13 protein-coding genes are annotated in these 13,279 nt (G+C 51.5%); all 13 read right to left on the minus strand.

The window, feature by feature from the left end; translation table 11 throughout:
• Positions 1–360 (minus strand): MraY family glycosyltransferase (locus tag AC1DWM_RS15220; protein ID WP_477795549.1); only part of this gene is annotated, 360 nt, incomplete at its 3' end.
• Positions 357–1,319, minus strand: a complete 963-nt coding sequence (locus AC1DWM_RS15225) for a UDP-glucose 4-epimerase family protein (protein ID WP_223519106.1) — start codon at positions 1,317–1,319, stop codon at positions 357–359. The genes AC1DWM_RS15220 and AC1DWM_RS15225, both read right to left, overlap by 4 nt.
• A 12-nt stretch (positions 1,320–1,331) precedes the next feature.
• Positions 1,332–2,459: a non-hydrolyzing UDP-N-acetylglucosamine 2-epimerase gene (wecB, locus tag AC1DWM_RS15230; protein ID WP_223519104.1), complete on the minus strand. Its 1,128-nt coding sequence runs from the start codon at positions 2,457–2,459 to the stop codon at positions 1,332–1,334.
• Complete coding sequence (locus tag AC1DWM_RS15235) at positions 2,452–3,462, minus strand: polysaccharide biosynthesis protein (RefSeq protein WP_477795550.1); 1,011 nt, start codon at positions 3,460–3,462, stop codon at positions 2,452–2,454. The genes wecB and AC1DWM_RS15235 overlap by 8 nt, the downstream gene beginning before the upstream one ends.
• A 30-nt stretch (positions 3,463–3,492) precedes the next feature.
• The gene (locus AC1DWM_RS15240) at positions 3,493–4,350 is read right to left on the minus strand and encodes a dTDP-4-dehydrorhamnose reductase family protein (RefSeq protein WP_477795551.1); all 858 of its coding nucleotides are present in this window, start codon (positions 4,348–4,350) and stop codon (positions 3,493–3,495) included.
• An 8-nt stretch (positions 4,351–4,358) separates the two neighbouring features.
• Positions 4,359–5,588, minus strand: coding sequence for a glycosyltransferase family 4 protein (locus AC1DWM_RS15245; protein ID WP_223519098.1), 1,230 nt, complete (start codon positions 5,586–5,588; stop codon positions 4,359–4,361).
• Between the two features lie 635 nt (positions 5,589–6,223).
• Positions 6,224–6,463, minus strand: coding sequence for a lipopolysaccharide assembly protein LapA domain-containing protein (locus tag AC1DWM_RS15250; protein ID WP_223519096.1), 240 nt, complete (start codon positions 6,461–6,463; stop codon positions 6,224–6,226).
• 27 nt (positions 6,464–6,490) lie between these two features.
• Positions 6,491–6,787: an integration host factor subunit beta gene (gene ihfB / locus AC1DWM_RS15255; RefSeq protein WP_003369729.1), complete on the minus strand. Its 297-nt coding sequence runs from the start codon at positions 6,785–6,787 to the stop codon at positions 6,491–6,493.
• Positions 6,788–6,928: 141 nt separating this feature from the next.
• Entirely contained in the window at positions 6,929–7,207 is a 279-nt protein-coding gene (locus AC1DWM_RS15260; RefSeq protein WP_477795552.1) for a hypothetical protein, read from the minus strand.
• A gap of 218 nt (positions 7,208–7,425) precedes the next feature.
• On the minus strand, positions 7,426–9,117 hold the full coding sequence (gene rpsA / locus AC1DWM_RS15265) for a 30S ribosomal protein S1 (RefSeq protein ID WP_046031753.1): 1,692 nt from the start codon (positions 9,115–9,117) through the stop codon (positions 7,426–7,428).
• A 121-nt stretch (positions 9,118–9,238) separates the two neighbouring features.
• Entirely contained in the window at positions 9,239–9,928 is a 690-nt protein-coding gene (gene cmk, locus AC1DWM_RS15270) for a (d)CMP kinase (RefSeq protein WP_223519092.1), read from the minus strand.
• Entirely contained in the window at positions 9,925–12,132 is a 2,208-nt protein-coding gene (locus AC1DWM_RS15275) for a bifunctional prephenate dehydrogenase/3-phosphoshikimate 1-carboxyvinyltransferase (RefSeq protein WP_477795600.1), read from the minus strand. The genes cmk and AC1DWM_RS15275 overlap by 4 nt, the downstream gene beginning before the upstream one ends.
• Before the next feature lie 28 nt (positions 12,133–12,160).
• Positions 12,161–13,273: a histidinol-phosphate transaminase gene (gene hisC / locus AC1DWM_RS15280; RefSeq protein ID WP_477795553.1), complete on the minus strand. Its 1,113-nt coding sequence runs from the start codon at positions 13,271–13,273 to the stop codon at positions 12,161–12,163.
• Between the last annotated feature and the right edge of the window lie 6 nt (positions 13,274–13,279).

A 13,279-nucleotide genomic window follows, 5' to 3' on the forward strand; every position in this document is an offset into this window, starting at 1 on the left:
AGGAAGCCCACCAAACCAGAACAACGCCCAAGCACCAGCACTAAAATGGCCAAGTAGGCGCCATCGAGCGGCTATATGGCCGTGATCATCCATAAAACCGATGACCGCAACCAATCCTCCAGCACCGCCTAAAGCCACCAGGGCTTCCCAGGGAACTAAATTTGCCCAACCCAATAATGGTAGTGAGAGCAGGAAAGCTACAACGATTGCAACCCCTCCACCCCGAGGAGTAGGAACCGAATGGGAACTACGAGCGTTGGGAATATCAATAATACTTAACGCAAGCGCATAGCGACGTAATCCCGCAGTAAGACATAACGAAGCAATGGCCACAGCAGGAATTAACCACCAGTAAATCATTGTTTGCGACTCTCTTGAAAGTGTATAGCCGCCTCCTTCAAGGCGGAATCCACCGAAACTAATGGTTTCCAGCCTAAAACTTCGCGAGTCTTGCTTATATCTACCTGCAGCGACCCACATAGCCGTTGCGACAGATCTGACTTCCCAAGAAGGCGAGCGCCTAAGCGAAGTATCCATACTGGCACAGGAAGTAGGCGCGCGGGCTTGTCCAACGCACGCGCCATTCTCCGCAATAGTTCAGAAGTCGACAGGTCTTCACCGTCACTTACCATGAAGGTTTGATTGGCAGCCGCAGGGTGTTCCATACATAAAACAATAAGGTCAACCAAGTTATCTAACGCAACAAGGCTTCGACTATTTCGAATCGCGCCAAATGGTAAAGGAACGCCTTTATCAAGCCACTGCATCATCTTCAGAAAATTCGCCTTAACACCAGGCCCATAAACCAATACAGGTCTGATTATTACAACYTCCATCCCTGTCTTTTCTGCAATAGCTTTCAGCCCTAATTCTGCTTCCATTTTGGAAACACCATACGGATCTAAAGGTGCAGGTGCTGTCTCAGGTGAGTAAGCATCACTCTTTGTCGTGCTCTCTCCATTGACCTTTATAGAGCTTATAAAAACGAAACGACGAACACCAGCTGAGGCCGCCTGCTCAGCAAGCTTTAGCGTCCCTTTAACATTAACTGCTCTAAACGCCTCGAGAGGATCTAATGCTTGATCGTTCATAACATGAACTCGAGCCGCCGTATGGACGATAACGTCCATACCAATCAAATTTGGCGTCCAATCCACAGAAGAGGAAAGTTCAAAATTTTTTAGCATGCGCACCGTATCAGGACAATCGATAGACTCACGACGCGCGGCTGCAAAAACCTCAACATTTTTTTTGTTTGCTAAAACCTTAAGCAGCCTACTGCCAACAAATCCAGACGATCCCGTCACCAATACGCGCATGCGTCCACCCTTTTATGCCTTAGACCATACGGTACGATTAATATAGTCCGTATAACTATAAATAACTCGTGCTATCTGTTTTGAGACTGGGCCGCCAAGATAGTCCTTTACAACAGGAATGACACGAGCCCCACGGTGATGCTGACTTGTCACAACCCGCACGGCATCCAGCACCCGGTCAACTTTAAGCCCACACATGATGAGCGTTCCCTCATCCATTCCTTCGGGGCGCTCATGAGCATTACGAATTGTAACCGCCGGGAGGTTCAACAAAGAGGCCTCCTCGGTAATGGTTCCGCTGTCAGACAGGACACAAAACGAACCCATCTGCAGCTTGATATAATCTAGCAAACCAAAAGGCTTGACAAACCGAATCAATGGATGTTCAAGGGACTCACCCAATGCTTCAAGACGTTTACGCGTGCGTGGATGCGTAGAGACAATAACTGGAAATCCATAATTATCGGCCAATGCACGAAGCGACCCTAGGAGATCGATCAAGTTTTCAGGTGTATCGACATTTTCCTCGCGGTGAGCACTAACTACAAAAAATTTGCCATCCTCAAGTTGCTCTCGCTCCAAGATATTAGACGCCAAAATTTTCGGCATATAATGATCAAGAACTTCCTCCATGTGCGACCCGGTTTTAATGATCGTTTCAGGCCTAATGCCTTCATCTAAGAGATACCGACGAGCATGCTCAGTCAAAACCAGGTTAATATCACTCAGATGGTCAAGAACCTTACGATTCAATTCTTCGGGCACTCGCTGATCAAAACAACGATTGCCTGCTTCCATATGAAAAACCGGAATTTTTCGACGCTTAGCCGCGATCACGGCCAAGCAGGTGTTGGTATCTCCATACAACAAAAGCGCGTCAGGCTTTTCCAGTTCGAATATCGCGTCTGACTTCGAGATAACTTCAGCAATAGTCTGTGCTGCTGTCTCACCCACAGCACCAAGAAAATGGTCGGGCTTTCGAATTTCAAGATCATCAAAAAAAACCTGATTCAACTCATAGTCATAGTTTTGACCAGAGTGAACGAGAACATGATCAGTCTGCTTATCCAATTCTGCAATAACACGACTCATCTTAATAAGTTCGGGCCGTGTTCCCACCAGCGTCATTACCTTAAGCATCTAATTGCTCCTTAATGAAGTCCAACTTCAATAAAAGTTCTYTAATGCCAGGAACATCCAAACGCTCGGTATTATGCGAAGTATAGTCATCCAATTCGGAAATATTTTGCTCGCCTTCGACAAAGTATTTCTTGTAATTAAGATCCCTATTATCGGCAGGAATACGATAGTACCGCCCCATATCCTCGGCTTTAGCCATTTCTTCACGTGAAATTAGTGATTCGTACAATTTTTCGCCGTGACGAGTACCGATGACTTTGATTGCGTTATCGCCCAAGAAAAGCTCTTTAAGCGCCTGAGCCAAATCAGCAACAGTGGATGCCGGTGCTTTTTGAACAAAAATGTCGCCTTGCTCGGCATGCTCAAATGCGTGAAGAACCAAATCTACAGAGTCATCAAGTGACATCAGGAAACGCGTCATACTTGGATCTGTAACAGTCAGTTCATCACCGTCCTTAAGCTGTTTGACAAAAAGAGGAATTACCGACCCTCGAGATGCCATAACATTTCCGTAACGGGTAGAACAGATGACAGGTCCGGTTTCGGGAATGATCCGGGACTTGGCAACTACAAGCTTCTCAGCCATAGCCTTGGAGATACCCATTGCGTTAATGGGGTATACGGCTTTGTCAGTACTAAGTACAACGACTCGACTGACATTATTGGCAATAGCCGCATTGAGTACGTTTTCAGTACCAATTACGTTGGTTTTAACGGCCTCCATCGGGTAAAACTCACAAGATGGAACTTGTTTAAGCGCCGCGGCGTGAAATATGTAGTCCACACCGACCATCGCTTGGGAAACACTAGCGTAGTCCCTGACATCGCCGATATAAAATTTGACTTTGTCATTACCTAACGCTATACGCATGTCTTCCTGTTTTTTTTCATCACGACTAAAAACACGAATCTCCTTGACGTTTGTATCGAGAAAACGCTTGAGAACAGTGTTTCCAAACGAACCAGTAMCGCCCGTTATCATCAGAATCTTATCGTCGAACATATTGATCACCAAAATTTAAAAAATGGAAGTCTAACGGTTAGCGCGCATAGCTTCAATTAGATCAGGCCACTGTGGAGGCGCATACCCTGTAGCCGTTCGGAACCGAGACGAATCTAATGACCGATCAATTTGTAGCTGCTCATCCGGGACAATGCTGATTTCTTTTTGATAAGTCTTGGCGACATGGCGCAACAACGTCAGCTTATCGATTGGCTCTGCAGAGACATGGTATAACCCTTGGAGGGCAGGCTGCGGGATTACAAAATCTAGAATGACGCGAGCCAGTTCAACTGTTGGTAACCCGGAAAAAACAGCTTTTGAAAACCCTTTGACAGAGCCGGATTGCGAAAGAAACCAGTCAATGAGCGATGATTGACTATTCAGCTCATGTCCGATAATTGAAGTACGAAGAGTAACAACATGCGATTGGTCAACAATTTCTCCGATATACTTAGATTTTCCATACAAATCTTCAGCATCAGAAACATCGTTTTCTTTATACATACCCTTTCGACCGGAAAAAACACAATCAGTACTAATATGTACTAAGCGGCTCCCGACCAAAGCACACAGTTTGGCCAGCCGATGGGGCAACATTGCGTTAATGGGTAATACAGACAAAGGATCTTTAGCAGAGCTTAATTGCTTAATCAGCCCAATACAGTTAATTACAACATCAGGCTTAGAGCGCTCAAAGACATCGACTAAAGAGTCTTGATCAAGAACATCAACGCCCGAGATCAAATTACCTTTAACTTTGCCATCAAAACTATCAATTGCTTTAGCATTACGAACTGTCCCAATAACACTCAATGCAGACGAACTGCTGAGCACTTTGAAAACAGCATTACCCAGCATACCTGTTGCACCCAAGACCAATACACGCATTCCAGCACCTATTTTCTGTTGAGACGCGCAGTCAAGATATCAATCAATCGACCGCTTTGAAAATCCATATCAAAATTTTCATTAAAATATTTCAATCCTGCCAGCCCCATTTTATCACGCTCAACGCTTGAGCTCTCTTTCAATGCTAAAATGGTTGCAGCCAACAGCTGACCACTTGCAGGGGGGCACACCAATCCGGCGCCTGACTCACTGATCACCCGAGCCCCCTCCCCCCTTAAGGCCGCAATAATCGGGCGACCAGCGGCAAGATAAGCCTGAATTTTGCTAGGAATAGTATAAGAGAAAATTTCCTCATCATTCAGAGAAACCAACAACGCAGCAGCACATTCAAATAATTCAGGCATGGCATCCGCCGGAAAGCGACCAGGCAACACCAGGTTATCCAGATGAAGTGATTTTTTTTGGCTTGCCACCCATTCGAGCATGCTGCCACTGCCGACAATGAATATCCTCACCCCTGCTTCTTGCTTTAATAACGACGCGGCCTCAACAATACTTTCCACTGACTGAGCCGTACCAATGTTACCCGCAAACACCACGCTGAAATGGCTTTCGAGCTCACTTTTCAGAGTTTCGGGAATGACATTCCCTATAACTGAAAAATTTTTGCCATCTATTGAATTTGGAAAATAGACCAATTTTTCCGAACTAGCATACTTTTTTGTCGGTTCAAAAAAAGCCCGAGACTGCAGCAACAGAGTATCACAACACTTATAAATACCACGAACCATATACCCCACTGACTTGAGCACCCACGACTTCTTAACAAACCCGGTCGCAGAAAGACTTTCCGGCCATAAGTCCTGCACCCAGACAGCTAAGTGTGCGCGCTTGGCCCACTTTAAGAGTATCGCGGGTATTACCTGGACAATAGGCGAAGGGGCAAAAACTATAATCGCATCGAATTTTTTCCCCTTAAGGAGTTTAGGGAAATACCAAAGCCCCATCACAACAAATGACAAGTAATTCAATACCAGTTTTTTAGCCCCTCCCTTGCCACGAGGATAAACTGGCACACGAACCACATCGATCAGCGAGGAATAGCGCTCGCACTGCACCCCCTTGGCACTGTAACCGTCATAAATATCCCCATCGGGATAATTGGGCTTCCCTGTGGCAACGGTAACTTCATGCCCCTTACTGGCAAGCTTGATCGCCAAATCATTTATTACAAATGATTCCGGCCAAAAATACTGGGACATCAGCAAAATACGCATATACGCTAATCAAACCTGTTAAATAAGCGCGCTATTAGTAATAACTTCATTCCGCGAAAACCTTCGAAAATTAAAAAAATAGCCAACTAGTAAACATAAAAAAACACTGCATAAGTAGCAGAGCTATACCTCTGCAAAACTCCAACAACTCTCGACAAATCGACACGTAAACACCCAATCAGCGAGAATTGGAGACCCAAGGGAAATAACTGACGAATAGACGCCACAAGACAATAAAGCCCATCCAAAACATAACGAGGCTTCTGGCTAACGTCGACCGGCGCTTCAAGACTGCCTGCGAAAGCAAGCTTATCGGCGTTAACTACCGAGTCGCTCTTACTGGGGATGATATGACGAATGAATACCGAACTGATAAATCCAGCGACGCAGGTTACGAGCGTTTTCATGCAAAACTATACCCTTGAGTTCCCGACAGCCATCGATCTACCACTGCCCAATCCATGAATGCAAAGCCATCCGTGCTAACTGAGGCCTCTGACAGAGCTAACCTCAACTGGAGTGGCCATATACCACCACTCGGAAAAACACACTATTTTACAGCTTAGTGCTGGTTTTACTAATAGTTACAGACAATCTGCGACGCAAATACGACGTGCTCCTCGTGCCCGTCTCAATCAGACAAGGCGCTTGCGAGAAGCCCTAGACGTACGCCCCAGCAGCCAACCGAGAATCGGGCCTATAACCATGCCGATTAGCAAAGCAAGAATAATCACCAGCGATACTGGCAGTTGCGGCCCCGCCCAACCAAGAAACAACAAGGAAACCGATTGCTGATTCTCGAGAATAAAAGCCAGAATCGCCAAAATCATCAACAAAGCGAACAATGCCATTAGTACGCGCTTGAGATTATGCATGAGCGCCTCCCAGGATTTCGGCCACTGTCAAAGCCCTTCCTCCTCGTCCTCGTTCACACGATCACGCAGTTCTTTCCCCGGCTTGAAATGCGGGACAAACTTTCCATCCAGGCTAACCGACTGACCGGTTTTCGGATTACGCCCAACCCGCGGCGCCCGATAGTGCAAAGAGAAACTGCCAAACCCACGGATCTCAATACGATCCCCTGTGGCCAGGCATTGTGACATTTGCTCAAGCATGGTCTTGATGGCCAACTCCACATCCTTGGACGAGAGCAGCCCTTGATGGGTGACAATTCGTTCTATCAACTCCGACTTCGTCATATTTTTCCCTTCTTTTTCAAGCAGCTAGGAAAAGCGCTTCAAAGGTTTTAGCATGCCAGGAAGAATTTGAACAGCCTGAGCGCTGACATATCTTTACCAAGGAAGCCAGCCAATCTCAAACAGCTACAACACAGATCAACCTCAATGACAGACCACCAGCAAGGTCCGTGTCAGATATCCTGCAGGATTGAAACCAAAAGGAAATACATCTTCTTCCTTCACATCATCGGACCTTGCCAGGATTTTATACCCCGACGCCTTACACTCCTTTTCCGCACGCTTGCGGCATTTTTCCCACCCGGAGCCCAGCCCCGAACAATCAATCTCGATTCCACTGACCCCACGTACGACGTGAGTCTTGGCATTAGTAGTACAACCCGCCAATGTCAGTACTGCTATTGCGACAATGAGCTTGTTCATTCACTTCCTTATGCCAGAAACCCCACCCGACTGCCGCTCACTTCAGGCCAAAGGTTAGCTGCAAACAAACGATTGATCTGGTTAAAGAAAGAGACAGCGCATCGCAGATATTGGCTTCACAAACAACGATTGCAGCCGCAAGCACCAACGATGCCCATCAAATCGCAGGCACAAAAAAGGGCGACCGAAGTCGCCCTTTTTCTATGGTCTGACAGAACTTAGTTCTGTTTTTCCATTTGTGCACGCAACAGGTCGCCCAGAGTGGTAGGACCAGCAGCGACGTCAGCAGCAGGCTTGTCTTTCAAGCTCTGGATTGCTTCTTTCTCGTCTTCAACGTCTTTCGACTTGATCGACAGCTGGATTACACGGCTCTTGCGGTCAACGCTGATGATCTTGGCTTCTACTTCTTCGCCTTCTTTCAGAACGTTACGCGCGTCTTCAACGCGGTCACGGCTGATTTCGGAGGCTTTCAGAGTCGCTTCGATATCGTCGGCCAGAGTGATGATGGCGCCTTTAGCGTCAACTTCTTTCACGATGCCTTTAACGATTGCGCCTTTGTCGTTCTCTTGAACGTACTCGGAGAACGGATCGCTTTCCAGTTGCTTGATACCCAGGGAGATGCGCTCGCGCTCTGGGTCAACCGACAGGATAACGGTGTCCAGTTCGTCGCCCTTCTTGAAGCGGCGAACGGCTTCTTCGCCCACTTCGTTCCAGGAGATGTCGGACAGGTGAACCAGACCGTCGATGCCGCCGTCCAGACCAATGAAGATACCGAAATCGGTGATCGACTTGATGGTGCCGGAGATTTTATCGCCCTTGTTGAACTGGCCAGAGAAATCTTCCCATGGGTTAGATTTGCACTGCTTGATGCCAAGGGAGATACGACGACGTTCTTCGTCGATATCCAGAACCATAACTTCCACTTCGTCGCCGACTTGTACGACTTTCGAAGGGTGGATGTTCTTGTTGGTCCAGTCCATTTCGGAAACGTGTACCAGACCTTCAACGCCTTCTTCCAGCTCAGCGAAGCAGCCGTAGTCGGTCAGGTTGGTTACACGAGCGGTAACGCGAGTGCTTTCTGGGTAACGGGCTTTGATAGCAACCCATGGATCTTCGCCCAGTTGCTTGAGGCCCAGGGAAACACGATTGCGTTCGCGATCGTACTTCAGAACCTTGACATCGATCTCGTCGCCAACGTTGACGATTTCGGAAGGATGCTTGATACGCTTCCAAGCCATGTCGGTAATGTGCAGCAGGCCATCGACGCCACCCAGATCGACGAATGCGCCGTAATCGGTGAGGTTTTTGACGATACCTTTGACTTGCTGACCTTCCTGCAGGGATTCCAGCAGAGCTTCACGCTCGGCGGAGTTCTCGGCTTCGAGGACGCTGCGACGGGAAACGACAACGTTGTTGCGTTTCTGGTCGAGTTTGATGACCTTGAATTCCAGCTCTTTGCCTTCCAGGTGCGTAGTATCGCGCACAGGACGGACGTCAACCAGAGAACCTGGCAGGAACGCACGGATGCCGTTAACGTCGACAGTGAAGCCGCCTTTAACCTTACCGTTGATAACGCCCTTGACCACTTCTTCGGCTGCGAAGGCTGCTTCCAGAACAATCCAGCATTCAGCGCGCTTGGCTTTTTCACGGGACAGCTTGGTTTCACCAAAGCCATCTTCAACCGAGTCCAGAGCAACGTGAACTTCGTCACCGACGTTGATGTTCAGTTCGCCAGCGTCGTTGTAGAACTGCTCAAGCGGGATGAGTGCTTCAGACTTCAGGCCAGCGTGAACGGTTACCCAGCGAGCTTGGTAATCGATATCAACGATAACACCGGTGATGATGGAGCCTGCCTGAAGGTTCAGGGTTTTTAGGCTTTCTTCAAAGAGTTCCGCAAAGCTTTCGCTCATTTTAATTCCTGTTGAATAAGGGCGAAGGATACGCCCATCTCCACATCCCAGACGACGTGGGTTATGTTCATTAGAAGAAGCACCCGCAAGACTATGACTGGTCCCCTGCGAGGCTTCTTGGTCACCCGGCGATATCGCGAATGGCGATCTCGCTCATGATGCGTTCCAGCACCTGATCGATGGATAATTCCGTGGAATCCAGCTGTATGGCGTCAGCCGCCGGTTTGAGCGGGGCTACCGCTCGCTGGGTGTCACGCTCATCGCGGACACGTATCTCATCTAGCAGACTCGACAGACTAACACCATCGACTTTGCCCTTCAACTGCAAGTATCGACGGCGCGCACGCTCCTCGGCACTGGCAGTGAGGAAAATCTTCAACGGCGCGTCCGGAAAAACCACTGTGCCCATATCTCGGCCATCGGCTACCAGTCCCGGCATTTCCTGAAAAGCACGCTGACGCTGCAGTAGCGCCTCGCGTACTGCGGGCAATGCAGCGATTTGGGACGCGCCAGCACCAACACTTTCCGTACGAATCACATCGCTGACTTCGTCGCCTTCTAGAATGATTCGCTGCAGCTGACCGTCCGTCGCACCGATGAATTGCACGTCCAAATGCGCTGCAAGCGCCTTCAGCAACTCTTCATTGGTCAGATCAACACCATGATTGTGCGCGGCGAACGCCAGCAAACGGTACAGCGCACCGGAATCCAGAAGGTTCCAGCCCAGACGCTTCGCCAGTATCCCGGCGATCGTACCTTTACCGGAACCGCTCGGGCCATCAATGGTAATGACTGGCGACTTGTTGATCACGACTGAGCCTCTTCAGCTACCCGGATACCGACCTGCGCGCACAGCGCGAGGAAGTTCGGGAACGACGTCGCGACGTTGGCGCAATCATGGATGCGGATCGGTGCAGTAGCGCGCAGCGATGCAACGCTGAATGCCATGGCAATCCGGTGGTCGCCATGACCATGCACTTCGCCGCCGCCGATCTGGCCGCCGTCGATAATGATGCCATCCGGGGTCGGTTCGCATTTGACGCCCAGCGCCAGCAAGCCATCAGCCATGACCTGAATCCGGTCCGACTCTTTGACCCGCAACTCTTCAGCACCACGTAGTACCGTGCGCCCTTCGGCACAGGCCGCAGCCACGAACAGCACCGGGAATTCGTCGATGGCCAGTGGAACCAGCGCCTCGGGAATCTCGATACCTTTGAGTTTAGCTGCACGTACGCGCAAGTCCGCGACAGGCTCGCCACCGACTTCACGCTGGTTTTCCAGGGTGATATCGCCGCCCATCAGACGCAGGATGTCGATCACGCCGGTACGGGTCGGATTGATGCCGACGTGTTCCAGCACCAGCTCCGAACCTTCGGCGATCGATGCGGCCACCAGGAAGAACGCAGAAGACGAGATATCGCCCGGCACTTCAATATGGGTCGCAGTCAGTTTGTGCCCGGACTCGACCGACGCAGTCGCGCCATTGACGGTGACCAGGTAGCCAAAGCCTTGCAGCATGCGTTCGGTATGGTCGCGCGTCGGTGCAGGCTCGGTAACGGTGGTCTTGCCTTCGGCGTACAAACCGGCCAGCAACAGACAGGATTTCACCTGAGCACTGGCCATCGGCATGGTGTAGGTCAGGCCTTTGAGCGTGCTGCCGCCGCGAATGGTCATTGGCGGACGACCTTCAGCGGCAGTCTCGATCACGGCGCCCATTTCACGCAGCGGATTGGCCACGCGATTCATCGGACGCTTGGACAGCGAAGCGTCGCCGGTCAGGGTGCTGTCGAAGTTCTGCGCAGCCAGCAGGCCAGACAGCAGGCGCATCGAGGTGCCGGAGTTGCCCAGATAGATTGGGCCCGGCGCTGGCTTCAGGCCATGCAGGCCGACACCGTGAATGGTCACGCGACCATGGTGCGGACCCTCGATCACAACACCCATGTCACGGAAGGCTTGCAGGGTCGCCAGAGCGTCTTCGCCCTCCAGGAAGCCTTCGACTTCGGTGACGCCTTCGGCCAGGGAACCGAGCATGATCGAACGGTGGGAAATCGATTTATCGCCCGGTACACGAATCCGCCCAGTCAGGCGGCCACCAGGTTGTGCCAGGAAAATCAGGTCGTTGGAGTTCATAGCGTCCACATAGGCCCGGCGGGCCAGGATTTTACTGAAATGCTCGCGGGCAACCCGGGCGCGAGTGAACACGCCCAACAATTGGTGCCCATCCCCTGCATCGACCGCGTCGCGCAAGGCGTCGAGGTCGCTGCGAAATGTATCAAGTGTGCGCAGGACAGCTTCGCGGTTGGCGAGGAAGATGTCGTGCCACATGACCGGGTCGCTTCCCGCGATTCTTGTGAAATCGCGAAAACCGCCGGCAGCGTAACGGAAGATCTCTAGGTTTTCATTGCGCTTGGCCAACGAATCGACCAAACCGAACGCCAACAGGTGCGGCAAATGGCTGGTCGCCGCCAACACTTCATCGTGGCGCTCGACCTGCATGTGCTCGACATCGGCGCCCAATTCGCGCCACAAACGGTCGACCACCGCCAGCGCGGCCGGATCGGTTTGATCCAGCGGCGTCAGAATCACTTTATGACGACGGAACAGCTCGGCGTTGGAGGCTTCCACCCCGCTCTGCTCGGAACCGGCAATCGGATGCCCCGGCACAAACCGCGACGGAATCCCGCCAAAGGCTTCGGTCGCCGCACGGACGACATTACCTTTGGCGCTGCCGACGTCGGTCAGAATGGCCGAACCGAGATCCATTGCAGCCAGGCGCACCAACATTTTTTCCATGGCAAGGATCGGCACGGCCAACTGGATCACGTCGGCGCCCTGACAAGCTATCGCCAGGTCTTCTTCGCAGCGATCCACCACGCCCAACTCGACTGCCAGCTTGCGCGACTGCGGATCGAGATCGACCCCAACCACTTCGCGGCACACGCCACTTTCACGCAAGCCCTTGGCGAACGAACCACCGATCAATCCCAGACCGACCACCACCAGGCGACCGATCATAGGTGCAGCAGATTGCAGTGCAGTGACATCAACCACGAGCCAGAACCTTGGTCAGTGCCTCAAGGAAGCGGCTGTTTTCAGCCGGCAAACCAATGGTGATGCGCAGGTGGTTCGGCATGCCGTAGTTGGCCACCGGACGCACGATCACGCCTTCGCGCAACAAGCCCTGAAACACCGGCGCAGCAACGCGACCGAGGTCGACGCAAATGAAGTTGCCTCTGGACGGAATCCAGCTCAAACCCAACTCACGGAAACCGGCTTCCAGTTGCAGCATGCCGGACTCGTTCACGCGACGGCTTTCAGCCAGGTATTCGCTGTCTTGCAGCGCAGCGCAGGCAGCGGCCAGTGCCAGACTGTTAACGTTGAACGGCTGACGCACGCGATTCAGCACGTCCGCGACCACGGCGGTGGACAAACCATAACCGACTCGCAACGCCGCCAGACCGTAAGCCTTGGAGAACGTGCGTGAAACCAGCAGATTCGGATAAGCCGCCAGATAGTCCAGACCGTCCGGCAAATCGCTGCCCTCGGCGTATTCGATGTAGGCCTCGTCCAGCACCACCAGCACATGCGCCGGAACATCCTGGAGGAATTCATCCAGCGCCTCGGCATCGAACCAGGTCCCGGTCGGGTTGTTCGGGTTGGCAATGAAGACTACGCGAGTGTCAGCATCGATTGCCGCCAGTATGGCCGACAGGTCATGCCCCCAGTCTTTGGCGGGAATCACTTTGGCCTGAGCACCAACGGCCTGGGTCACAATCGGGTAGACCGCAAATGCGTGCTCGCTGAACACAGCGTTGAGGCCCGGCGCCAGATAGGCACGTGCGACCAGCTCCAGAATGTCGTTGGAGCCATTGCCCAGCGTCACTTGATTCAGTTCGACGCGGCACTGCTCGGCCAACAGGGTCTTGAGTGCAAAACCATTACCGTCCGGATACCGGGTCAGCTCGGCCAGCGCATTCTGAATCGCCGTCAGCGCTTTGGGACTCGCGCCCAACGGGTTTTCATTGCTGGCCAGTTTGACGATGCTTGCCGGATCAAGGTCCAGCTCGCGCGCCAGTTCATCCACAGGCTTGCCTGGGACGTAAGGCGAAAGTTGTTGCACGCCCGGCTGTGCCAGAGCGAGGAAGTCATCACTCATTTGCTA

The sequence above is a fragment of the Pseudomonas sp. P4_C8 genome, from assembly GCF_056401975.1.

What these genes read in the sequence shown, in the direction of transcription:
- AC1DWM_RS15240 (WP_477795551.1), bottom strand. Translation starts at nt 4,350, where the DNA reads ATGCGTGTATTGGTCTTGGGTGCAACAGGTATGCTGGGTAATGCTGTT.
- wecB (WP_223519104.1), bottom strand. Translation starts at nt 2,459, where the DNA reads ATGCTTAAGGTAATGACGCTGGTGGGAACACGGCCCGAACTTATTAAG.
- AC1DWM_RS15245 (WP_223519098.1), bottom strand. Translation starts at nt 5,588, where the DNA reads ATGCGTATTTTGCTGATGTCCCAGTATTTTTGGCCGGAATCATTTGTA.
- hisC (WP_477795553.1), bottom strand. Translation starts at nt 13,273, where the DNA reads ATGAGTGATGACTTCCTCGCTCTGGCACAGCCGGGCGTGCAACAACTT.
- ihfB (WP_003369729.1), bottom strand. Translation starts at nt 6,787, where the DNA reads ATGACGAAGTCGGAGTTGATAGAACGAATTGTCACCCATCAAGGGCTG.
- rpsA (WP_046031753.1), bottom strand. Translation starts at nt 9,117, where the DNA reads ATGAGCGAAAGCTTTGCGGAACTCTTTGAAGAAAGCCTAAAAACCCTG.
- AC1DWM_RS15250 (WP_223519096.1), bottom strand. Translation starts at nt 6,463, where the DNA reads ATGCATAATCTCAAGCGCGTACTAATGGCATTGTTCGCTTTGTTGATG.
- AC1DWM_RS15275 (WP_477795600.1), bottom strand. Translation starts at nt 12,132, where the DNA reads ATGATCGGTCGCCTGGTGGTGGTCGGTCTGGGATTGATCGGTGGTTCG.
- AC1DWM_RS15260 (WP_477795552.1), bottom strand. Translation starts at nt 7,207, where the DNA reads ATGAACAAGCTCATTGTCGCAATAGCAGTACTGACATTGGCGGGTTGT.